18 protein-coding genes are annotated in these 23109 nt (G+C 46.8%); 3 read left to right on the forward strand and 15 right to left on the reverse strand.

Features of this window, described 5'->3' with window-relative positions; genetic code table 11:
• Positions 1 to 21 precede the first annotated feature (21 nt).
• From I0P70_RS08345 to I0P70_RS08395, 11 genes are all read right to left on the reverse strand, one after another.
• Positions 22 to 528, reverse strand: a complete 507-nt coding sequence (locus tag I0P70_RS08345) for a DUF4385 domain-containing protein (RefSeq protein WP_196116523.1) — start codon at positions 526 to 528, stop codon at positions 22 to 24.
• Positions 500 to 2578, reverse strand: a complete 2079-nt coding sequence (locus I0P70_RS08350) for a cation:proton antiporter (RefSeq protein ID WP_196116526.1) — start codon at positions 2576 to 2578, stop codon at positions 500 to 502. The genes I0P70_RS08345 and I0P70_RS08350 overlap by 29 nt, the downstream gene beginning before the upstream one ends.
• A gap of 1583 nt (positions 2579 to 4161) precedes the next feature.
• Positions 4162 to 5772 (reverse strand): Ig-like domain-containing domain, encoded by a 1611-nt coding sequence (locus I0P70_RS08355; protein ID WP_196116528.1) that lies wholly within the window; start codon positions 5770 to 5772, stop codon positions 4162 to 4164.
• 76 nt (positions 5773 to 5848) lie between these two features.
• The gene (locus I0P70_RS08360) at positions 5849 to 6736 is read right to left on the reverse strand and encodes a bifunctional 2-polyprenyl-6-hydroxyphenol methylase/3-demethylubiquinol 3-O-methyltransferase UbiG (RefSeq protein WP_196116531.1); all 888 of its coding nucleotides are present in this window, start codon (positions 6734 to 6736) and stop codon (positions 5849 to 5851) included.
• The gene (mnmG, locus tag I0P70_RS08365) at positions 6737 to 8599 is read right to left on the reverse strand and encodes a tRNA uridine-5-carboxymethylaminomethyl(34) synthesis enzyme MnmG (protein ID WP_196116532.1); all 1863 of its coding nucleotides are present in this window, start codon (positions 8597 to 8599) and stop codon (positions 6737 to 6739) included. It abuts the gene before it with no gap.
• A 67-nt stretch (positions 8600 to 8666) separates the two neighbouring features.
• Positions 8667 to 9095 carry an rRNA maturation RNase YbeY gene (gene ybeY / locus I0P70_RS08370; RefSeq protein ID WP_196116546.1) on the reverse strand — a complete coding sequence of 143 codons (429 nt, stop codon included), beginning with the start codon at positions 9093 to 9095 and terminating at the stop codon, positions 8667 to 8669.
• Positions 9079 to 9504, reverse strand: coding sequence for an ATP-binding protein (locus tag I0P70_RS08375; protein WP_007656655.1), 426 nt, complete (start codon positions 9502 to 9504; stop codon positions 9079 to 9081). The genes ybeY and I0P70_RS08375 overlap by 17 nt, the downstream gene beginning before the upstream one ends.
• Positions 9505 to 9535: 31 nt before the next feature.
• A complete protein-coding gene (locus I0P70_RS08380; RefSeq protein WP_196116548.1) occupies positions 9536 to 12844 on the reverse strand; it encodes a DUF4175 family protein in 3309 nt (1102 codons plus the stop codon).
• A gap of 157 nt (positions 12845 to 13001) precedes the next feature.
• Positions 13002 to 13763 (reverse strand): exodeoxyribonuclease III, encoded by a 762-nt coding sequence (locus tag I0P70_RS08385; protein ID WP_196116550.1) that lies wholly within the window; start codon positions 13761 to 13763, stop codon positions 13002 to 13004.
• 97 nt (positions 13764 to 13860) lie between these two features.
• Positions 13861 to 14211 (reverse strand): hypothetical protein, encoded by a 351-nt coding sequence (locus tag I0P70_RS08390; protein ID WP_007656657.1) that lies wholly within the window; start codon positions 14209 to 14211, stop codon positions 13861 to 13863.
• 105 nt (positions 14212 to 14316) lie between these two features.
• Positions 14317 to 14670 carry a carboxymuconolactone decarboxylase family protein gene (locus I0P70_RS08395; protein ID WP_196116551.1) on the reverse strand — a complete coding sequence of 118 codons (354 nt, stop codon included), beginning with the start codon at positions 14668 to 14670 and terminating at the stop codon, positions 14317 to 14319.
• 194 nt (positions 14671 to 14864) lie between these two features.
• Between I0P70_RS08395 and I0P70_RS08400 the strand changes: the two genes are divergently transcribed.
• A complete protein-coding gene (locus I0P70_RS08400) occupies positions 14865 to 15458 on the forward strand; it encodes a ComF family protein (protein ID WP_370583192.1) in 594 nt (197 codons plus the stop codon).
• Positions 15459 to 15532: 74 nt separating this feature from the next.
• Here the strand turns inward: I0P70_RS08400 and gldJ are convergent, their stop codons facing one another.
• Both gldJ and I0P70_RS08410 read right to left on the reverse strand, forming a co-directional pair.
• On the reverse strand, positions 15533 to 16768 hold the full coding sequence (gldJ, locus tag I0P70_RS08405; RefSeq protein WP_196116553.1) for a gliding motility lipoprotein GldJ: 1236 nt from the start codon (positions 16766 to 16768) through the stop codon (positions 15533 to 15535).
• A gap of 63 nt (positions 16769 to 16831) precedes the next feature.
• Entirely contained in the window at positions 16832 to 17848 is a 1017-nt protein-coding gene (locus I0P70_RS08410; RefSeq protein WP_196116563.1) for a PorP/SprF family type IX secretion system membrane protein, read from the reverse strand.
• Positions 17849 to 17955: 107 nt separating this feature from the next.
• Between I0P70_RS08410 and I0P70_RS08415 the strand changes: the two genes are divergently transcribed.
• Positions 17956 to 20982: an AsmA-like C-terminal region-containing protein gene (locus I0P70_RS08415; RefSeq protein WP_196116573.1), complete on the forward strand. Its 3027-nt coding sequence runs from the start codon at positions 17956 to 17958 to the stop codon at positions 20980 to 20982.
• A 146-nt stretch (positions 20983 to 21128) separates the two neighbouring features.
• Entirely contained in the window at positions 21129 to 21920 is a 792-nt protein-coding gene (locus I0P70_RS08420; RefSeq protein ID WP_196116574.1) for a DUF4382 domain-containing protein, read from the forward strand.
• Positions 21921 to 22042: 122 nt separating this feature from the next.
• Here I0P70_RS08420 and I0P70_RS08425 read toward each other — a convergent pair whose 3' ends face one another.
• The gene (locus tag I0P70_RS08425; protein ID WP_196116576.1) at positions 22043 to 22519 is read right to left on the reverse strand and encodes a DinB family protein; all 477 of its coding nucleotides are present in this window, start codon (positions 22517 to 22519) and stop codon (positions 22043 to 22045) included.
• Between the two features lie 2 nt (positions 22520 to 22521).
• On the reverse strand, positions 22522 to 22923 hold the full coding sequence (locus I0P70_RS08430; protein WP_196116578.1) for a hypothetical protein: 402 nt from the start codon (positions 22921 to 22923) through the stop codon (positions 22522 to 22524).
• Positions 22924 to 23109: the final 186 nt, after the last annotated feature.

Raw genomic sequence — 23109 nt, forward strand, 5'->3', positions numbered from 1 at the left:
TACAATGAACAATTCATTTTTTTAAGATTCGTATTTCGACCTGAATTCGGCCATCAACTTTTTATACGTATCATTTTCCTTTGCCTCATCCCATTTTTCTTTGAAAATGCGTGCCGACTCCGCCTTCACCGGATCAGGGTCCAGCGGTAACTGATCACGGCCATGAGCGCCGCTCTGTCCTTTTTTATCATCCGGTACGGGGCCCTTATACTTCTGACCCGTGCGGTGGTTCGCATAGCGGCGTGAGCGGGTATAGCCCATCTGCAAAAACTTGCGCGCCATATCAGCGCCTACAAAGTCGTTCTGACGAAGGTAATCCAAAAACAACCCATAGATATACTCCGATGACTCTTGTGCGATCTCGGGCGTCTTAAAGCGCCAATGTGGTAATATCTCCGACTTATACGGTTCCACCAGCAACACACCCTGCTCACCTTTCCCTATACGGTACAGCTCCGGATTTTTTCTAAAATCCGTTTTCTTGAAATCCAGTTCATAGTTAAAAGCCTTCGATTTCTCTTGGTTCATTGGTATAGCCTGTTGTCTTGAACTGATTATCCTGGTATAGGTTCGGGTGCTGCTCCGGATACACGATGATAAAGCTGTTGTCTTTGTAATTGCGCGAAAGCACGCGCGGCACATCGTCTAGTATACCATTGTAGGACAACGTGCCTCTGCGGGCTGATATAACAACCACCATATCGTCTTTGCCTATACCTGTCTGGTTGCTCTCGAACTCAGGCATGCTTGGGCGTGGCATGTAGGTAGCGTCGATGGCAGGCTTGCTGCTCTTCACAGTATTTTTTATTTGGTTGTTTGTTCTTCTACCGGCCATAAAAACGACCTTGGCTCCCAGTTGCGTTGACAACAGGCGAACGGCACGCATCCAGCGCAGGAAACCTCTCTCCAACTCCGCATTGGCCGGCACGATTACGACCAGGCGGCTTGTCGTATTCAGCGGCTGCATGATCTTGCACACCAGAATCATCTGCTCTGTATTCTCAAGCAGGTTGTCCAGGATGGTACCGAAGATCCTGTCACGGGTTGTGATCTTGGCATTCCAGCCGAGGACTACTTCCGTTATCATCAACTCTTTTATCGCTCTCAGAATACCGCTGGCAATGTTAATGTCGATTTTGGCTACCAGTTGCACGTCATTGTCAGTGGCCGATGCGTAAGTGATCGCCTCCTGCAGCATTTTGTTCTTTCTAAAAATCTCTTCCTCGGCTTGCTCATTGTCCAACACTACTGCCAGCGGATAGATCGGCTCACTGTAATCAGGATTCCGCAGCATTATCGATAAGTCGATCAGGTTTTCTATGTTCTGCGGATTAGCGATCGGAACCAGGATACGGTCTGGTTTCTCACTCAGGTTTGGCTTGCGACGACTCTCAATTATGGCCAGTCGTTTACCTACTTTTTCTGTTACAAAAGAACTTACCAGGCAGGTCACTAAAATCAGTACGATAGTACCATTCAGGGCATCCTCATTGATAATGCCGATGTTGTAACCCACCAGGATCACTGCCAGTGTAGCTGCCGCATGTGCGCTGCTAAGTCCGAAGATCAGGTTTCGCTGCGTTCCGCTATACCCGAATATCTTCTGAGTGAGCCAAGCAGCCACAAATTTGGTCACCAGCGCCACCACCACAATAATACCTGCTATTATCAATGCCTCAGGACCTCTAAACAGCACGCTCAGGTCCACGATCATACCTACATTGATCAGGAAGAAGGGAATGAAGATATTGTTGCCTACGAACTCAATTCTGTTCATCAGCGCTGAGGCATGCGGTATGAGCGGGTTAAGTGCCAATCCTGCCAGGAAGGCGCCGATAATAGCCTCTACTCCTGCCAGCTCCGCCAGAAAAGCCGCTGCAAACACCATCGACAGTACGAATATGTATTGGGCTCCTTTCTCACTTTCAATTTGCTTAAAGAACCAGCTTGCTATGAGTGGAAACAAAAACATGACTATACCGCCAAAGATGGCCAGTGATCCAGCCAGTTTCACCCAGTACCATACATCCAGGTTGCCCTGCGTACTGCCAGCCACCACAGCCAGCACTAAGAGTACCGCTGTGTCTGTTACGATCGTACCTCCAATCGTGACAGTTACTGCTTCGTTTTTACTTATACCTAGTCTGCTGGCTATCGGATAAGCGATCAGGGTATGTGACGAAAACATGCTTGATAGTAGAACCGCTGAGATCAGTTGATAATCCATCAGGTAATAGAAGATCAGTGTACCTGTGGTGATCGGAATAAGGAAGGTCAGCGCCCCGAATATTAAGCTTCGATTTCGGTTCTTTTTAAAATCCATCATATCGATCTCCAGCCCTGCCAGGAACATGATGTATAAAAGTCCCACTGTACCGAACAATATAATGCTGGCGTCGCGAAGGAGTAGGTTAAACCCGTTTGGCCCTACAATCACACCTGCCAATATTAGTCCCACTATACCCGGTATTTTCAGTTTGTTGAGTATAATGGGCGCTATCAGGATTATCAGCAGCACCATCGTAAATATCAATACTGGATCTTCAAACGGAGGAACCAGCTTTAGAAGTAATGTCATAGTTTTATGTTAGTGTTCTCTTTTTCTCCTTATAAATATAGCGCTTTTATTTTTTTGCCTTTTCTTGCGCCTTCTCTTTCCCTCTCTTTTTGGCCTTCCGCTCTCTCTTTTTGAGCCAACTTATCCAGCTTTCCACATCTTACCTGACCTTATTAATTTTAATTAGATAAATTTTTAAATAAATCTTCTTTCATCATTAAGGCTGTTCATAAGTTAATAACTGTGGAACATTCTGATTTATCCTCATTTTGATTTTGTATACCTCTGCTTTGCACCTGGCTACCCACATTTTATTTTTCTGTTAATTTTTATCTTTCAGTCACTTAAAGGTCTTTTCCACTTTTACCCATTTTGTGTGCATTACTTTTTTCACATACATGCACTGCCGTGGAAAAGCCTTTTTTCTATGTACCTTTGTCAACCCCTTTCCACTTTTTGTGTGTTCCACAGTCCTTTGGCCCCACCTGTGGAACATACCCACTTTGAGTTATCAGATTTGATCCACACTTGTCCACATTTATACCCACCCTTTTTGTGGATTTCTAAACATCTTTTTTGATTCTGTATTTTGAAGCCTTTTATCGCCATTGACGGTAATCGATTTTACCTATTACGGAAGAGGAGCAGGTTTATTTGCAAGTCCTGATGTGGTCGCTAGTGATTATGTTTCACAGGTCTCTGGTACGGCTATTTCAACCTGAAATAAATACCGGAATGATGTATCCATTGAATTATATCTGGTAGCGGGCAGGTTGGTTGTTACCAGACAACTCGAAATGTAATGGAGATGTTTAGTTCGGCTATCCGAATTTTAGGAGAGTGCTAGCCCCTTTTCAATTATGATACATCGAGAGTCATGTATTTGCTTGGTGATGCAACAGGTAAGTTGTGTTTCGGATCGGCACACTCTATTCAAAGAGTTTGCTTTTCTTCGCCAATTTCACTCTTACCTTCATGCATATTTCTACCTCTTTTCTTTTGCTTTCCCTTGATACAAATGGGGCTTTGATGATACCAGTAGCTGGTATATGTTTCCACCTCTAGCGTTGCGCTCGTATCTAATTAGCACGGATTCATACGCTAGAAATATTCTGGCATTTTTTAATGTCTTCCAAACGTTCGCTAAGTAGATCTTATATGACTTTTATTTGCCTCTCTATAGCCTAAGTTTAGTTGGATCTTATTACAAACCTAAGTCATTCTTCATGGCCTTGGGGCGCTTGCTCTTGAGGTTTTCTTTTAAATGCGATATTTGAATACTATATCATTGCTTAACAGTTCTCTCTTCCCAGTTCATAATTTACATCTGATTGATAGATGGCTATTGCCTATTCCGTACCGGGAGTACAAAGCTGAATTCATATATGTGTTTTGTTACCTATTCTGATTAGCGGTTTGGTTTATCATTCACCAGCTTCTCTTCTTTACTCTTTTTGGCGTGATAGGTCCTTGTGGACAATTCTTTTGATTAAGGTTCTGCAGTTGATTTCACCCCATTTTATTTGCGTTTTATCCACGTGTTATCATTTGAACGGTATGAATCGGATATAAAAAAAGGGAGCCAACTTGGCTCCCTTTTTACTCTAAAATTCAATATTCTCTTCCATCTCCCAGTTGGCCCTTATCTCCAGTGGCTTGTCGTGGAGGTATACCTGCTCAGGCTCTCTTACCAGTTCAGGGTCTCCCCCATCCCATTTGCCATTGTTGTTGGCATCCAATATCACGCGTATAAAGTAAGTGCCCGGTTCAATGCTTCGGAAATTGTATGTCCTTGTATTTCGCACCTGGTGCTTCACCTTGTATTGGTTGTCCACTAATTGGATGATGTAGCTCTTTTGCTCTGTTTTCACAGCTCCTCTCAGACTTCCTGCTCCTCTTGCTTCTGCCACAGTGACCTGCAGGGTCGGCATCGTAAAACGTTCTCCCTGTACCGGTACTATACCTACAGTATCCAGCACGATGGTTGCCTGACGGTTGCTGTTTGTCCATTTAGGCATAATAAAGCTTATCTCTGCTGCCGTACGATCGAGTGCCACTTGTTCCGGATACGTTAGTCTGGCTATCTCCAGGCTGTCAGCTAAAAGGCGTATTGGGGTTTTTGATTGAATTCTAACCGGTGTTTCCAATTCGATTATAACACGTTGCCCTTCACTAATTGCCCCATTGCTTGTGTTACCGTTTTCTTTCAGACGTGCTCCCTGCACGCGCTGTGCTCTCTTACCTTCGAAGACTATCTGTACGGTATCTACTGTGCGGTTTGCAGCTGAGTCCAAGGCTGTCAGTATAGCTCTTCCTCCCGTAAAGCGGCTGTCGCCAAATAGATCCACTATCTTCCCATCAGTTGATACTTTATGAATCAAAGTGTCTTTTGGTAAGTCTACCGGCCTGGCCACGAAGCTTTCTATACCTTCATTATAATTGGCCACAAAGCGATCTGTATATCTTTCGCGGCGCTGCAGGATAGGACGTTTGGTATCTATCCTAACAGTCTGCAATACTATCTCCTGTTCCTCGCTTGTCACTCTTATTGGTTCTGCTTTATAAGCGATCCGCTCTTCTTCCGTGTCATAAAGGGAGTTATTGTTTTTATCAGTCAATGCATAGATTCTATACTCACCATCTCTTATGTTTTCGAAGGTGAACTCCCCATTAGCATTTGTCTGGGTCTGGTAATATGGTCTGCTTTTCCTGATACTGAGTGTGTCGCTTGTAGGGTATAAAGCCACCACGGCTTCGTTCTCAGGTTCCTGCGTCAGCAGTCTTACTACTTGCCCGCTTACCCTGCTCGAGTCTATGAAACTGCCTGTACTAAACGTCAGTACTAATCCTTCTGCAATGTTTTTTTCCGTGATATCCTGTATGCCTTTTCTGAAGTTGAAAGTATAGGTTGTGTTTTCTTCAAATGGTTGCTCAAACACTAACTCCATTCTGGTTCGGCTTGGTCGCACCTGATATTTGTTGTCGGTAAACGGTGTGATCAGGAGTTCTTTCTGCAGGTTGTTTTGCTGGACTTCCTCGTTGAAATCAAGCGTGATGGTACGGGTACTTACATTCAGTTCCTGCGACTTTGGATTGCTATTCAGAAGTTCCGGTGCGTCTTCATCTTTAGGTCCTCCTTCCGGGTTGTTTATACTGGCGCAAGAAGAGATAGTAATGACTGAAGCTGCGAGTAAGAGGCTGTTGACAATTTTCATCTAATATTCGTTTAAATGAAAAACAGGCAAACTTTCGCTTGCCTTGTTCTTATTTATTAACACTGTTTGGTGGTGTCTATTTTCTCTTTGCTACAAAGATCAGGCTCGAGTAGTCGTTACCGTTTTTCTCTGCATAGCTGTTAGACTTAAACCCATTGACCACACTGCTGATGACTTTTGTCTTCCCTTCTTTCTGTTTCTCGCTGAGCATGCTCACGTAATAGGCATCAAACTTCATGGGCAACACTTCCTCTAGTTTCATCTTATGTTTCTTGAGTAAGCGCTTCATGGTTGGTTGTGTAAAGTGGTACAAGTGACGTGGCACATCATAAGCTGCCCAGTCTGCTTTGTATTGCTGTGCGTCATGCGAATCAGCATTGGGAACAGCAATGATCAGGGCGCCGTCTTCCTGCAGTAGGTTGATGAGTTCTGTAAGTGTCTCGTTCAAGGTATGTATATGTTCCAGCACATGCCAGAGCGTGATTACCTCAAATTTCTCCCCTGCTATCTCACTAAGTTCTTTTGCTATTATTTCACCTGTCTGGCCTGAAGCCTCCTCACGAGCACGAGCATTGGGCTCCACTCCTCTTATTTCCCAGCCGTCGTTTTTGCAGGCATTCAGGAACACGCCTGTTCCGCAGCCATAATCCAGTATAGATCCTTTAGCTGGAGCATGTCTGTTGATAAGCTCTACCTTTTGCTTCGTCGTGATGGAGCGCACCACATGATAGGCTCTGTTGATAATGCCTGTCTTTATGTTGCTATGCGATATGTATTCCTCAGATTCGTAATACTTATCAATACTGGCGGCATCAGGACGTGGGTTCGTGAACTTGAATGTGCAGTTCTCACACTCCACAATCACGAAGCTCTCTTTTGAGACTGCATTGTCTGTTACTACCAGAAAGTTTTTAAAATCTTCTTTGCCACATATCGGGCAATGCTCCAGTCTTTCGTAGCTCATTTATTTTCCAAGGTATACCATTAGTACAGATATGTCAGCTGGTGAAACGCCACTGATACGTGATGCCTGCCCGATTGTCTCAGGCTGTATACGTAGCAGTTTCTCACGCGCTTCTGCTGACAATGCAGGTATGTTGCGGTAGTCTATTTTCTCTTTGATATTATAGTTCTCGAGTTCACCCATTTTGGCAGCCATGGTGTGCTCTTTCTCGATATAGCTCTCGTACTTCACGGCAATCTCAGCCTGCTCCACACTGTCAGCCTTGAACTTGCTCAGATATTCTGCTACGGCAGGCACGGCCTCTGCGATATGTTTGATTTCGATGTTTGGCCGTTTGATCAACTGACCTGCCCGCTGCTTTTCAACGATCGGGGCTGAGCCCATTTGCTCCAGCATGCTGTTGATATCTCCCGGCTCAATCGGCTTGTTACTTAAGTAAGCGATGATTTCAGCCGTTTCTGTGATCTTCTTATCCACAGCTGCTAAACGGCTTTCGTCAGCCAATCCAAGCTCATAGCCGAGCTTTGTAAGGCGAATATCAGCATTGTCTTGGCGTAGCAAGATACGGTGCTCTGCTCTGGAAGTAAACATACGGTATGGCTCGTCGGTACCCTTGTTTACCAGATCATCGATCAACACTCCGATGTACGCTTCTGATCGCTTCAGTATAAACGGTGCTTTTTCGTTTATCTTGTTATGCGCGTTTATACCTGCCATCAATCCCTGGCAAGCTGCTTCTTCGTATCCTGTAGTACCGTTTATCTGGCCAGCAAAGTATAGATTCTGCACCAGCTTTGTTTCCAGTGTTAAGTTCAACTGTGTCGGTGGGAAGAAGTCATACTCTATCGCGTATCCAGGGCGGAACATCTTGGCGTTCTCAAATCCCACGATCTTACGGAGTGCTTTCAGCTGCACATCTTCTGGCAGTGAGCTGGAAAAACCATTTACGTAAACTTCTACCGTATTCCATCCTTCCGGCTCCACAAAGATTTGATGACGGTCACGATCAGCGAATCGGTTGATCTTGTCTTCTATAGACGGACAGTAACGAGGACCTAATCCCTGTATACGTCCCTGGAACATAGGCGATTTTTCAAAGCCTGTTTTCAGGATCTCGTGTACATCTGAATTAGTGTAGGTGATATAGCAACTGCGCTGCTTAGCCAATGGTGTGGTTTCAGTATAAGAGAATTTAGAAGGTTTCTCATCACCGAACTGTTCTTCCATACGGCTGTAATCAAGTGAGCGGCCATCTACACGTGGCGGAGTACCTGTCTTCATGCGACCAGCCTCGAAGCCAAGTTCGATCAGTTGTTCTGTCAGACCTTTTGCTGATTTTTCAGCAGAACGGCCACCTCCCATTTGTTTCTCCCCGATGTGGATAATACCATTCAAAAAAGTGCCGTTCGTTAAGATGACGGCCTTTCCACGTATAGTTATCCCCAAGCTGGTACGTACACCAACGGCTCTTCCATCCTCTACTTCTATACCTGTTACCATCTCCTGCCAGAAGTCAACGTTCTCTGTTTGCTCCAGTGTCAGACGCCAGGCCTCAGCAAATCGCATGCGATCACTTTGTGCACGTGGGCTCCACATGGCAGGGCCTTTAGATTTGTTCAGCATGCGGAACTGGATCATGGTCTCGTCGGTAATGATACCGCTCATACCACCCAGCGCATCTACTTCACGCACAATCTGTCCTTTTGCTACGCCACCCATAGCCGGGTTGCAGGACATCTGTGCAATGGTATTCATATTCATGGTCGCCAAAAGAACCTTAGAGCCCATTTTGGCAGCTGCGGCAGCGGCTTCACAGCCTGCATGGCCCGCACCTACAACTATGATATCGTATTCTGGAAACATGTATTCAGGATTTAGAGATGTTTCACGTGAAACATCAAAGGGAGGTTGGTAATTCCCTTATTTGCGATTAAAATTTCCGCAAAGATAAGGAAGAATCTTCGAGTTTGCGCATAGCTACTTCCTGCTCAGGGGTTTTATCTTTGAAACCAAGCAAGTGAAGTACGCCGTGGATGAGAACGCGGTGAAGCTCGTCATTAAAAGAGGTGCCGTGTGTCATGGCGTTATCGCGCACACGGTCAATGCTAATAAAAATATCACCTTCGATAGTGCCTTCTATGTCGGCATTGTCGAAGGTGATGATATCTGTGAGTGTGTCGTGATCGAGATACTCTACATTGATCTGGTGCAGGTAATCGTCAGAACAGAAAATGTAAGTCAGGCTTATCAGCTCATGCTCGTGTTGCTCTATGATGTCTGCAATCCAGTCGGAAATCTGCTCTGGGTTTTCCAGCGAGAAATCAAGATCCTCGCTGAAGAACTCAATTGGATGATCCATTCTGTGATTGTGTGATGTTAAATATTAACTGCACCTTTTTACCGTTGTCGAGGAAGTTTACTTCGTCACACAGGTTACGCATCAGGAAGATACCACGGCCGCCAGGGTTCTCCAGGTTCTCAGGAGCCGTAGGATCGGGCAGGGTGTCATAATCAAAACCAGGTCCTTCATCTTCAATTTCAAAAAGAAGCTGATTATTCTCTACCTGGAGCGTAAGGTATACTAGTTTTTCCTTGTCGAATTTATTGCCGTGGCGGATGGCATTGTTCACAGACTCTGTAACGGCTACCATAATGTTGCCATACACATCGTCTTCAAACTCGAATTCTTCCTTTGAATTGTCTATGAAGCTTTCTATAACTCGGATGTTCTCGATTAAGGAAGGAATCTGAATTTTAACCTGATTCATATTACTTGTTAGTGATGCTATAAGGTGCGTATTAGTTATTCATATTTTGGAAATACTCGCTAACCTTCTGTTTGTAGTAGGGCGTAAGCGCCGATGATACGGTTTGCAGCAATTCCGTTTGTTTCTCTTTTGTTCTTATATACTTTTCGAATGATGGAGGAACCCTTCTGGCAACATCCTGAGCGCTCTTGGCCTCGCGTTTATTATCCAGCTCCCGCTCCTTCATTGACTTCTCTGCTTCCAGCAAACGAGTAAGAATTTCGCGCTGCCGCATGATGGTCTGCTCAGTCAAACGTTTATTAACGAGATCAGTCTCGCTTTGTTCCATCATCTTGCTGATATTTCCCAACTCACCGTTGCCGCCCTTTTCGCCAGGTTTCTGTCCCTGTTTCTCCATTTCTTTAAGGGCGTTACGCAAAGCCTCTTGCTCCGCAGCTAATTTAGCTAATTCTTCAGACAGTGCCTTACCTGACTTGCCACCTTTTTTTAATTCTTCGATTTTTTTGTTCAAAGCATCCTGCATCTGGCCAAAATCACCAGGCTGCGGCTTACTTCCCTTCTGTTTTGAGGCCATGCTGCCCTGCATTTGCTGCATGGCCTGCTGCATTTGCTTCAGCGCATCGTTGAGCATCAAAGCCAGGTTGTTCATGGATGTCATGGCGAGTTGCTGCTGAGCGGTAGCACGACCCACGTTACGGTCGCGCAGCTCTTTCATGCTGTTGTCCATGCTCTCGTTCATCTGGGCCACCTCACGTGTTACAAAAGACTCGAGTTGGAAAACCTTCTTGGCAAGAGCAAAAAGACTGTCTTCTATTACCTTGGCATTGTCGCGGAGTGAGAGCTGTTGCTGAGATAAGGAAATAAAGCGCGGGTCGCTTTGGTTGACACCCCGGAACGATTTCATCAGCCCTTCCTGATCAAATGACAGCTTGATTAGGTTCTCTAGGATGTCGCGTAGGTTGTCGAGGTTCTGCTGCATGCCGTCCATGCTCATGCTGTTCTGCATCTGCTCCATTTGTTGGGCCATCTGTTTCATCTTCTCCCCTGCTTTCTGCTGCGACTCGCTGGCTTTTTTATTCTGGTTCTTTTCGAGCTGCTGCTGTCCCTGCTCCATGTCCTGCTCAATCTGCTGTTGCTCCTGCTGCATTTGCTGCTCGTCCATCTGGTTCGGGTTCTGAAGCTTGTCGTTAAGCTCCTTCAGGTCTTTCATGTCCTCCTTCAGCTGCTCAAACTCTTTCTGTATGCTTTCCTGTTCCTGCTGTAGCTGCTTGTTGTCTTCCTGCTTTTGGGCGGTTTTATCGGCCAGTTCTTCCTGCTCCTTGGCCATTTCCTCCAGCTTATTGGTAATGTTGTCGAGCTTTTGCTCAAACTGAAGTTGCTTGAACAACTCCAATGCTCTTTCCAATTCACGCTCGAGGTTGCGCTCGCGGTTATCCAGTTTGCTTAAGAGCTTCTGCAGTTCAGAATCTTTCGGGCTTTGTTCTTGCAATAGCTTTTCCAGTTCTTCGTAAAGTTTTTTGGTTTCTTCGTCGAGCAGGCTGTCCATCAATTTTTTTAGTTCCTGCGCTTTCTCGGCGAGCTGCTTGTCCTGCTCCGAGAGCATGTTTTGCTTCTTGTTGAGTTCGTCAAACAGTTCTTTCATAGAAGAAATATCCTGCTCTAACTGCTTACGCTTCTCTGCCAGGTCCTCCAGCTGCTTTTTGTCCTGCCAGTTCAGGTCGCGCTTTGTCTTCATTTTTTCCTCAGACTGGGCCAGCTCTTCTTTCAGCTTCGTGCTTCTTTCCAATGATTTGCTCAACTGACTTTCCACCGACTGGGCATTGCTGTTCAGTTCCTGCTCCAGATCACGGCGGCTTGGCACACGCAGCTCGAAGGAGCGGGTACGGGCGCTCTTAGGTCCGTTCAAGCCATCATTGTCCCATACCTGCACAAAGTACTCTAGCTTATCGCCAGGATTGAGTTGCAGACTGGCGGTGTTCCACTGATGGTAATAGGTCTGGCTGAGTTGCTGTCGGTTCAGGCCGATCAGTACGCTCTTATACTTAGCTTGAGGATTCTTGTCATTCGTCACCTTGTAGTTCAATACAAGTCGAGTCAGCCCATAGTCGTCAGATATTTCGCCGGCCAATACCACAAAGCGGTATAGGGCAGAGTCGTGGTACTGTTCTAAAGAAATAAGTGGGTGCCGGTCAGGTATAGTGGTAATCTGATAATTGATCTCTTCTTTATTTGAGCTATGTGCATTCCGAAGGTTTACACCATAGTTTTGGCTTTCGGTAAACTGCTTGCTGGCTGTGAATAAGTTCTCTTTAGATTGCGCTACAAGTGATTCAGAGGGGTTTTCAAAATTGATTTCAACACGGTCTGTCTCGGTTGCATCGAAATTCCAAGTGATAGAACTACCTGCAGGTATAGTCGCATTCCCCGTATTCTGAATCAGTTCAGGCTTTCGCTTTAGGTAGGCAGGATAAGCCACTTCCATATGGAAGTTTTTCAGATTTGGTCTCGAGAGCAGCTTCAGGTTATAATCATCAGACATAAAGCCCGAGCCCTCCAACTGAAACTCCACAGGGCGTTGCAACTGCTTGAAGGTATAAGTATAGCCGTTGCTGCCCTTCTGCAGTCGCTGACGTCTACCGTTGTAATGGATGTATACCTCACTCGGAATCGTCTTGCCTTCCAACTGCACTTTCAGTTCAAAGTCCTCTCCTCTGTAAGTCTGCAGCGACTCATTCTCTACCACAAACCGGAAAGGTGCTAGCGGAGTATAGTGTTTCTTGTAATTGATGATGCGCTCCGTGCCCTGCACAAATATGGTAGGGTAAAGCAAAGCGATCAGCAGCATAATAACCGCCGGCAGTGCAATGTATTTTAGAAGGGGCTTGTTTTCACGGTAGGTAACGGCCTCTTCGAACGGATAATTGACGAGCTGTGAGGAACGCTGAGCTATACTGGCGGCAATCAGTTCATTAGTCCGATCAAGGTCTTTTAGCTGAATGGCATTTAGTAGCTTGTCCTTTATTTCAGGATAGTGATCCCCTACCCTGGCAGCAGCCTGCTCATCAGAAAGCAATTTTCGGAGGTTGGTCAGCGCTGAGATTGGGAGTATGATCCAGCGAATGAGTGCGTAGATTGTAAGGCCTACAAAAGAGAACAGCAGAAAGGCCCGCACGAACACCGGGAAGTAAAAGATATACTCCAGCAGACTATACACGATGTAAATGGACATCAGCAAGCCTATCGCGAAAATGCTCCCTCGCAACAACAGGTTGAGGTAGAACTTTTTCTTAAAGGCCTGCAGCTGGTATAACAGCTTGTCCATCGCATCGTGCTGATTCATCTGCCTAGTTATTTAATCGTTACTAACTCATGCTTACAGCTAATGATTAACCTGAGAGGTATAAGTTGTTAAAATATAGAAATTTAAGAGAATCTCCTAAAGCCTCTGTTATAAAACTGTCTGCACGATCGATTTAGTATACGTACAGGGCGTGCTACTATATAATATCCAATAAAACCGGGCAGTGATCGGAGTGTTTGGCTTCTGGTAATATGGCTGCCCGTTGCATGCGATCCTGCAAATTGCCCGTCACCATGTTGTAATCGATACGCCAGCCTAGGTTCTTGGCACGTGCCCCTGCCCTGTAGCTCCACCAACTGTAATTGTGCGGTTCTTTATTAAAATGGCGGAAGCTGTCCACAAAGCCACTCTCAATAAAATTGGTCATCCAGTTACGCTCTTCAGGCAAGAAGCCCGAGCTGTTCGCGTTAGATTTTGGGTTGTGAATGTCGATGGCTTGGTGACATATATTGTAGTCGCCACTGATTACCATACCTGGCAACGTTTGCTTCAGGTCACCTATGTACCCATAAAAATCATCGAGCCACTGCATCTTAAAACCCTGCCGCTCATCGCCGCTGGATCCGGAAGGCATGTATACGCTCATTACCGAATAATCGTCGAAGTCTGCACGGATTACTCGTCCCTCATTGTCGTAGCATTCCATGCCACAGCCGATCTCTACATGCTTGGGCTTGTCTTTGCTGAGGATGGCTACACCACTGTATCCCTTTTTTACAGCAGGATGCAGGTATACGTTGTAGCCTATATCTTCGAATATGGCACGGTCAAATTTATCTTCGCAGGCTTTGATCTCTTGCAGGCAAAGTACATCCGGATTGGCAGCTTTTACCCAATCCGTAAATCCTTTGGTAATGGCGGCACGGATGCCATTTACGTTGTAAGTGATTATTTTCATACTGACTGTTTCACGTCCTGATATAGGTAGCATGCTCTCTTTCGATAGGAGGGAGAAACATGCTACCCGTGCAGGTAAAATTTAAAATTTTGAGATCTTATATTTCGTCGGCTCTGTCGAAGTACTCCAGGATATGCCACTTCAGCATTCTCTCCTGATCTTTCAGATTAGTGAAAGGTATAGCCTTAACAGAACGGTAATGGGGCCAACCTTCTTCGTCAACCCGCTCCAGTTCATAAAAACCTGACAGACTGAACACCTTGCAGGTAGCGATGTGCATCAGGTCCTGCTTCTCCTCTTTTGTAAAATCCGAGATGCCCTTTCCCAATTCCTGTATACCTATCAGAAACAGGATGGCATTCAGGTCAGGCTTTTTCCCGAAAGTCTTCATCATCGAAGCCCTCAGGTTGGTCCATCTGTGATCCAGGTTAGATGATTCGTCGGCCATATGTTTAATTGTTAATTGGCTGAATTGTTCGACTGCCTACTTCATAAAACTCGCTTCTGAGTAAAAGGCAGCAGGTTGAACAAATCAACTTTGAAAATACTTTGTTTAAGAAGCGCTCTGCTGGGCTTTAAGTTCCTCCCAGTACTCTACTGCACGGCGGAAGTGCGGGATCACGATGGATCCTCCCACCAGATTGGCAATGGAGAACACCTCAAACACCTGCTCGTCCGAAACGCCTTCTTCAAAGCACTTTCCCAGGTGGTACTTGATGCAATCGTCGCAACGGAGCACCATAGAGGCTATCAAACCGAGCATTTCTTTCGTTTTTACGTCCAAAGCACCCTCCATGTAGGTGTTGGTGTCGAGGTTAAAAAATCGCTTGATTACTTTGTTATCGTAAGACATAATGCGCTCGTTCATGCGCGTACGATATTCGTTGAATTCTTCTATCTGACTCATTGTTGTGTGTGCTGTGACTGTTTTATGCTATTAAAAGTATAACAGTTAAAGTTAATCTAAATTCTCAAGAATACCTTAATCACGCCTGTCCCGCTATGTTACAGGATTTTCTGTCTTTACTTTTTCCCGAAATATGCCATGCATGCGATCAGGCACTGACTCGTGGCGAGCGTTATATCTGCACAGAGTGTAATGTGAAACTCCCTTACACCGACCTGCACCTGCATGGTGCCTCAGAGTTGAACTACCTGCAGCAGCGGTTTTGGGGTAAGGTGCCAGTGCGTTTTGCATTCTCATACCTGCTTTTCAGGCCCAAAGGGCGGGTGCAGCGCCTCTTGCACAAGCTTAAGTATAAAGGAGCTGAGGAAGTTGGCGAGCACTTGGGTACACGCTACGGCTCCATCTTGTTTGACCACGGGTATGCAGCCCACTTTGACTTGATCATCCCTGTGCCGCTGCACCGGTTGAAACTACGCCGGCGTGGTTATAACCAGTCAGACGGTTTTGCAAAGGGATTATCGGAGGCACTGCAAATTCCGTGGAGTAACAAAGTGCTGGAGCGTGCCATCGATACGGACTCTCAGACAAAGAAAAGCCGCTTGGATCGCTGGCAAAATGTAGAGCAGGTATTTGTTGTGAAGAAGGTTGAGGAAGTAAGCGGGAAGCGGATACTGTTAGTGGACGATGTCCTGACAACAGGAGCAACACTGGAAGCATGTGCCCATACCTTATTGCAAAGTGGGTGTCATGAAATAAGTGTGACGACCATTGCGGCAGCGCAACTTTAAGTCGGCAAGGCTAAAAATGCAAAAAGCCCGGGTAAACCCCGGGCCCTTTAAAATATAGTATTAACTGTTAGTTCTTATCTGTTAGATCCTGCGTTGATCATCGCGCAACGGAAACCGATTGTTGCTGTAGATGAATCCTGCGCCATGAATCTTCTGGTACCTGGAGATAGCCAGTAAGCTACGTCTTTCCATGAACCACCTTTGTAAACGCGAACCTCATTGCTGATCAGTGAGTGGAAACCTTCTACTGTGTCATAGTTTTCAGCTTCGTCCAGGTAACCGTCTCTACGGAACGGGTTCAAGTCTTCAACGTCCTGGAATGAAAGCGGACGGTAAACATCCTGCACCCACTCGTTTACGTTACCAGCCATGTTATACAGGCCGAAGTCGTTTGGCGGATAAGCATAGATGTAGTCAGTGATCATGGCTCCATCGTTCAATGAACCGGCAATACCGGCGTAGTCACCGCGGCCACGCTTGAAGTTAGCCAGGAACTGGCCCATTTTCTTGCCATATGGGTTACGCAGCTGATGACCATCCCAAGGGTAAAGTCTTCTGTTGTTCTGGTTTTCGTCTTCGTTGTACTGCGTGCCAATCAGGGCTTGGGCAGCATACTCCCACTCAGCCTCTGTTGGGAGGCGGTAGTTCGGTAATACATAACCAGACTCGATTGAAAGTGCTGTTGCTTCTGTCGTTTCCTGAGTTCCACGATTTCTTCCGAAAAGACCTCTTCTCTGAGAACTGCCAGTTGCTTCTTTAGCCAGGTTTTCGTTCACCTTAGCTGTACGCCAGGTGCAGTAGTCATTGGCTTGAAGCCAGCTAACACCTACTACCGGGAAGAAACGGAAACCAGGGTAACGCAGGTAGTACGTTACGTAAGGGTCATTGAAAGAAAGCTGACGCGACCATACAGTCGTATCCGGAAGGGCAGCTACGTATACCTCAGGTATAGAGTCACGCTTCAGGTAGTGCAGGTACTCCAGCCAGTGGATGTTAGCCACCTCAGTTTCGTCCATGTAAAATGAAGCTACCGTTACCGTGCGCTCGATATTGTCACGGGTCATGGCGATGTCCTCCTCCATAGAGCCCAGTGTGGTACGGCCACCTTCAATAAATACAAGACCCGGAGCCTGAGGGAAGTCTTCGTAATCGTTTACCTGAAACGCAGTTTCGTCCTCGTTGTATTCTATACCCGTGGCCGAGCTGTAATCGCCTGGGTCAGTGCTAGTTGGATAGCCGCCCCCTCTTCCGCATGATGCAAGGAGAGCTCCTCCTACTACAACGGCTGATACATACTTAATAAGCTTCATAGATTAGGACCTACTAATGATAAGGTTCTTTTAATGTAATTTAACGTGCAATTATAACTAAATTCAGAATGCCGGACAAACAATGTTATGGTTTATTTTGGACGATCGACGGCCTGTGAACAAATTATTTAAGTTAAGTTGTTCAAAAACGAGCGAAATTTCATTCGCGCCACCCGCCTGTCTGCCAAATCCCTTCACTCCCACGTCGTGGCTGAAGCCGATACGGAGCCTGTTCAGGCTGATGCCTGCTATCACTCCTAAGCTCTGATCCTGGTCTGTGCCAGTTGCAGGTACTCCTTTATATATTAAACCTAACGCCAAAGGTGAATAGATAGTATACAAGGCTAAATCAATACGATTAAAATTTTGCTGATGTGTAAAATTTAGCGCCGGACTTATGCTAAACTCAGCATTCCTGCGTCTTAAACCGGTATCTAGGTAGAACTTGTAACCGGCATTTGCTACAAAGCGCAGCGGTAGCCTGGTCGTTTCGTCAAATCCATAGGACGGTTGGTTGAGGTGCGACACATTCAGCCCGGCCCAGAAATTGTTATTGTACAAGATCGTGCCCACAGCGAAGCTCACATAGTTGGTTGGATCGAAATGATTGGCCTCGGCAGAAGTAAGAGCGGTTTGTCCAAAATCAGTTAGCTGATCACCGAAGACCAGGTTATCGTAATTTACACGCAGTGAGGCGATAGATGTTTGAAGGCCTCCTGCAAAAGCCAGGTTGTCGGTAAGGCGGGTATGATAGGCGTAAGCCAGTGCGGCCTGCAGTTTTTGTAATCCGCCAATACCGGCGCGGTCCTGCTGCAGTACTATCCCAATTGCACTTTTGGTGCCTTCAAAGCGATAGTCGGCAGAGACCTGATTGGTAATGAAGGATCCGTTGAGCGATGGCCATTGGTTGCGGTGGGCAACAGATACGCTCCAGTCGCGGCCCAGTCCGCTGAAGGCAGGATTCAGGTATAGCCGGTTCGCGTACTGCTGTGTGAAATGCGCATCCTGTGCTGCAGCCAGGCCAGCGCTCAGCAGGTATAGGGCAAAGAGAAAAAAATGTTTTATCCGGGCTGTACGCATACCTTATAAGACCCTAAAACGGTTATAGTTTTAGAGCTAGTGTAAATTCTGCATGGTTTTAGCTATAAAATTATATAGCTTAGCTTTTACTAAACGCAACCATCTATATGAAAAAAGTAGTTATTGGTTTCTTCGTCTTTCTGGCGGTGCTGCTGGCAGCGGCGGCGCTGGTGCCTCTGCTCTTCAAAGATAAAATTAAAGAGGCCCTGGACAAAGAGATCGCCAAGAATATCAATGCATCTGTCATATACGCGACAGATGATGTAAGCCTTTCCCTTTTCAGAGATTTCCCGAACATGTCGCTGGGCGTAGAGAACCTGCTGGTCGTTGGCCAGGATTCTTTTGCGACCGACACACTGGCGAAGGTTCCTTCTTTTCGGATGGGTCTGGATCTAATGAGCGTGATCAGTGGCAACCGTGTTAAGGTTAACAACATCAAACTTGACGACCCGACTATCCGCCTGCTGGTACTCAAAAGTGGCAAGGCGAACTGGGATATCTTCATTACGGATACCACTACAACCGCCGAGGCCGATACAGCGGCCAGTGATTTCCGCATGGCAATCAAACGGTGGGATATCAACAATGGTACACTTTATTATGATGATCTGAGCATTCCCTTCGGGTTGGCTGCCTATAACGTGCGCCATACCGGTAGCGGCGACTTTGAAAAAAGTGTATTTGACATGGAGTCCAGTACGCAGGCCGAGCGCTTTGTGATGACTTATGATGGCGTGAATTATATAGAGAATGCTGTGCTGGACGCTGATGTGACCATGGCAATGGACCTCGATCAGTATCTCTATACCTTCAAAGACAATAACATACGCATCAACGAGCTGCCTGTGCAGTTTGCCGGCACTATCCTGATGCCGGAAGACGATATTGACCTGGATCTGACTTTTAAGGCTGTGAACACAGATTTTCGCAGTGTGCTATCAGTGGTGCCGGGTATGTTCAAAGAGGACTTTAAGGATATCAAAACAGAAGGCAACCTGAGTTTCGATGGCTATGTGAAGGGCAGGTATAACGAAACCTCGATGCCTGGCTTTGGAACCGAGCTAAAAGTCGTAGACGGTATGTTTAAGTACCCTGACCTGCCACAGGCTGCCCGTAACATCAACGTAGACATGCGCGTCGACAATCCGGATGGTGACATGGAAAACACGGTAGTGGATGTGCGCCGCTTCCACATGGATATGGGTAAGAACCCGGTAGATGCTCGTGTGCTGGTGAAAGGTATGGAAGTAATGCAGGTGGATGGTAACGTGAAAGCCAGCATCGACCTAGACGAGATGACCAAAGTGTTCCCGATAGAAGGTATGACACTGCGTGGCCTCCTGAAGGTGGACGCCGATGCCAAAGGCACCTACAGCGAGAAGAGTATGCCGGTGATAGACGCTGACATGCGTCTGACCAATGGCTTTGTGAAGTCAGCTGACTTCCCTGCTCCTATCCAGAACCTGAACGCCGTAGTGAACATCCTCAACAAGACCGGCAACACCAACGATACACGTATCAACATAGAGCGCTTCAATATGACGCTGGATGGTGAGCCGCTGGAAGGCCGCATGCTGGTTCAAGGTATAGAACATCCCGCTTTCGATGGCCAGATCAAAGGTATACTGGACCTGGAGAAACTTACCAAGATCTTCCCGCAGGAAGGTATGACCGTGACAGGCCGTATCAATGCCAACGTGGCTGCCAAAGGTAAGATGTCGGATATCGAAGCCGAAAGGTATAACAATGTGACGGCCAATGGTACCATGGGTATCAGCAACCTGAACTTTGTGAGCACGGATATGCCGCAGGGTATAAGAATCAGCAAAGCAGATGCCGTGTTCAACAATGAGCGTATTCAGCTGAATGACATGAACGGCTTCCTGGGTAAGAGCGATTTCAGAGCTAGTGGGTCGGTATCGAACTACATAGGCTATGCCATGGCTGAGAACCAGTCGCTGCGCGGCAATTTCAACCTGAGCTCCAACACCTTTAATGTGAACGAGTGGATGGTGGACGAGAACACCGGCCAGACAACTACCGCTGCTAACGAAGCCGAAGGCGTGGTAGAGGTGCCGGACAACCTCGATATCACGCTGAACGTGGATGCCAAGCAGGTGCTCTATGACAACCTGAAGCTCAACAACGTGGGCGGACGTGTGCTGATAAAAGACAAGGTAGCCCGACTGGAGTCTGTGAAGTTCAACACCTTAGGTGGTACCTTCGTGACCAGTGGCAGCTACAACACGCAGAACTTGAAGCAGCCGCTTTTCGATATGCGACTGGATGTACAGAACCTGAACTTCAAGGAAGCTTTCAATGCATTCAACACGATCAAAGTGATTGCTCCTATCGCAGGTCTGCTGGACGGTACCTTTTCTACCAAGTTCAATTTTGCAGGCGAGATTGGGCAGGATATGACGCCGGTGTTCAATACGCTGGACGGCTCAGGTATAATCGATGTGGTGAAGGCTGCTGTGCGTGATGTGAAGATTGTGGACCAGATCAGTAGGCTGACTAACTTTGATGAGTTGCGAACCTTTGTTGTTGAAAACAAGCGCATCGATGCCCAGATCATAGACGGTAGCTTGGTAATTCGTCCATTTGACCTGAAAGTGGGCGATGTGGATATGACCGTGGGTGGCTCCAACAACGTGAACGGCAACATTGACTATGTCACCGCACTCAATGTACCGGCTGGCAAGATAGGCCGTGAGCTCAATACTCGACTAGGTAGCCTGATTGGCAATGAAGCCTTAAAGACTTCTGATCGAATTACACTGAACCTGAACATTGGCGGTACACTCTCTGAGCCCCGTGTGGCTTTGGCGGGTGGCAGTGCCAAGGGACAGGCCAAAGATTTGGTAGAAAGCGTTGTGAAGAGCAAGGTAGATGACGCTAAAATGCAGCTGGAGCAGAAGAAGCAGCAGGTACAAGACAGCGTACGCAACGAACTTGAAAGAAGAAAGACGGAAGCCGAAGACAAAGCTCGTCAGGAACTGGAGAAGAAACGACAGGAAGCTGAGCAGCAAATCAAAAAGCAGGCAACAGACAAGATCACCGATTTCCTGAAGCCGAGAACTAAACCAGCTACTCAGCCAGCTAAGCCTGATACTACTAAAGTTCAGCAGTAATACCTTGTAACACTGTATAGGCCGCTATGCTTAGCTTAGCGGCCTATATTTTTTTATAGCTATATACTTTTGTGCAACTTTATCCCGTTTATTCGTATAATGGTTGCTATTTAGCACCGAAGTGGTTTAAACTTAATCCAATTTCTATGAGAACTAAATTCTTGATTCCTTTTTTGATGAGTGGCCTGGTATGGTTTAGCTCCTGCGACAGCGACTCTGACAGCAATGGTACCGCCCGTATGGAGGTGCGCATGACGGACGCGCCGGGTGACTATGAAGAGGTGAACGTGGACATACGCTCCGTGCAGATCCACAAAGAGAATACTGACAGCGAAAGCGGCTGGCTCACATTAGATGAGATCAACCCAGGTATATACAACCTGCTTGACTTTGCCAACGGACGTGACACACTGCTGGCTTCTGCTAACCTACCGGCTGGTACTATTTCACAGATCAGGTTGGTACTAGGCGAGAATAACTCCGTGAAACTGAAGAATGGTACTGTGGTCGATCTGAAGACGCCAAGTGGACAGACTTCAGGGGTAAAGTTGCAGCTGAACGCCGATCTGAGAGAAGACGTGACCTACGTGGTACTGCTGGACTTCGACGCAGCCAAATCGGTTGTGGCCAGAGGCAATGGGCAGTATAACCTGAAGCCGGTTATCCGAACTGTGACGCAAGCAATAGCAGGCGCCATACAAGGCAGAGTGACACCTGCCGAGTTGAAGCCGGGCATCTATGTTATCTCCGCTGAGAATGACACCATCGGTGGATTTGCCAATGAAAACGGTGACTTCCTGATTAAAGGTGTGAGAGCGGGCACTTATACCGTTAAGTTCTATACCGAGAGCGGCGAGCATAATAAAACAGTCGAAAACGTGACCGTAGCGCAAGATCAGGTTAAAAACATTGGCACGATCGATCTGATGGCCGAGTAATCCTGGACAACAATCAATTTGGCAATAGCCAATAAATTAAAATCACCCATACATAAAAAGGGAGCCCTTCATAGCGAAGGGCTCCCTTTAATTTCTTCTGCCGTAAAATTTCTGTTGACCAATTAGTAAACCTGACCCATCAGCTCACGCACGTACGTCACGTAATCAGTGTTGGGCGGGTTATGGCCGTTCTTACGCAGGTCGGTAGCTACCTGGGCACGGTGATAAGTAGCGTGATTAAAAGCATGGGTCAGGATATCAAGTACACGAGTGCTATACTTGTGGCCCTGGCTGTTGGTATAGTCGATCAGGCGGTTGAACTCGTCTTCATTGGAGTTGGCTACCAGCTCGGCTATTTTATAAGAGGCATACTGGTGCAGCTTGTGCAGCTCCTCCAGCGTGTGTTCCTGCCATACCTTCACGGGGCTTTTGGTGCCGGTGATGCGGGCGATCCAGATGGCCTGCGCATTGAGGGCGTGGCTGAATAGGCGGCCCGAGTTAGAAGGCACCTCTGGCAGCGTGTCGAATACATCCAGCATCGTCTGGTTTGCCCAGATGTTATATTCCGAAAGGTTCTTTAGTACGTCGTTTCCAGTCATCTTTAATTATATTCTCTTTTATCTTCCCAAATTAAGGTCTCGTTTGTGCGTGCATCTACAAAGTCCGGGCAGCGGCCGTCGCCTTCACCCGTAATGCCGCCCTCAGGCTCACACAGCAGGTTGCCATCGGTGTCGTATACTTTGGCAGGAATGTCGCAGCAACGGCTGGTCAGGTAGTAAACCTCCTGCTCATTATAGGTATAGCGGTATACCTTGGCTGGCGGATTGGCCACCTCTTCCTCCTCCAATTCTCTGATAAGCTCGCTTAGCCATCCCGTAGGGGTATCACGCTCCTGCTCCGCTTCAGAAACAACTGCTGCTGGCTCCTCTGTCGTACGGCAACTTGCCGAAGCGATCATAACAGACAAGGCAAGCGCCCACTTGACGGTTTTTATTAGAGGCATAGCGTTCACTTTTTTCAAACGGTGCGCAAAGGTAGGTATTTATGGTTAAACACTGGTCATGCTGTGGTATTATACCTAATGCTGTCAGTACAAAGAGTACCCCTCCAGGTATAGCGAAACGATCAGCAGGCTTATATCAAACTAAGCCCTGGTATTAAGAGCAGGTCTGTGTTTCCGATTCGTCCC

It is taken from the genome of Pontibacter sp. FD36 (genome assembly GCF_015686655.1).
Taxonomy (GTDB): domain Bacteria; phylum Bacteroidota; class Bacteroidia; order Cytophagales; family Hymenobacteraceae; genus Pontibacter.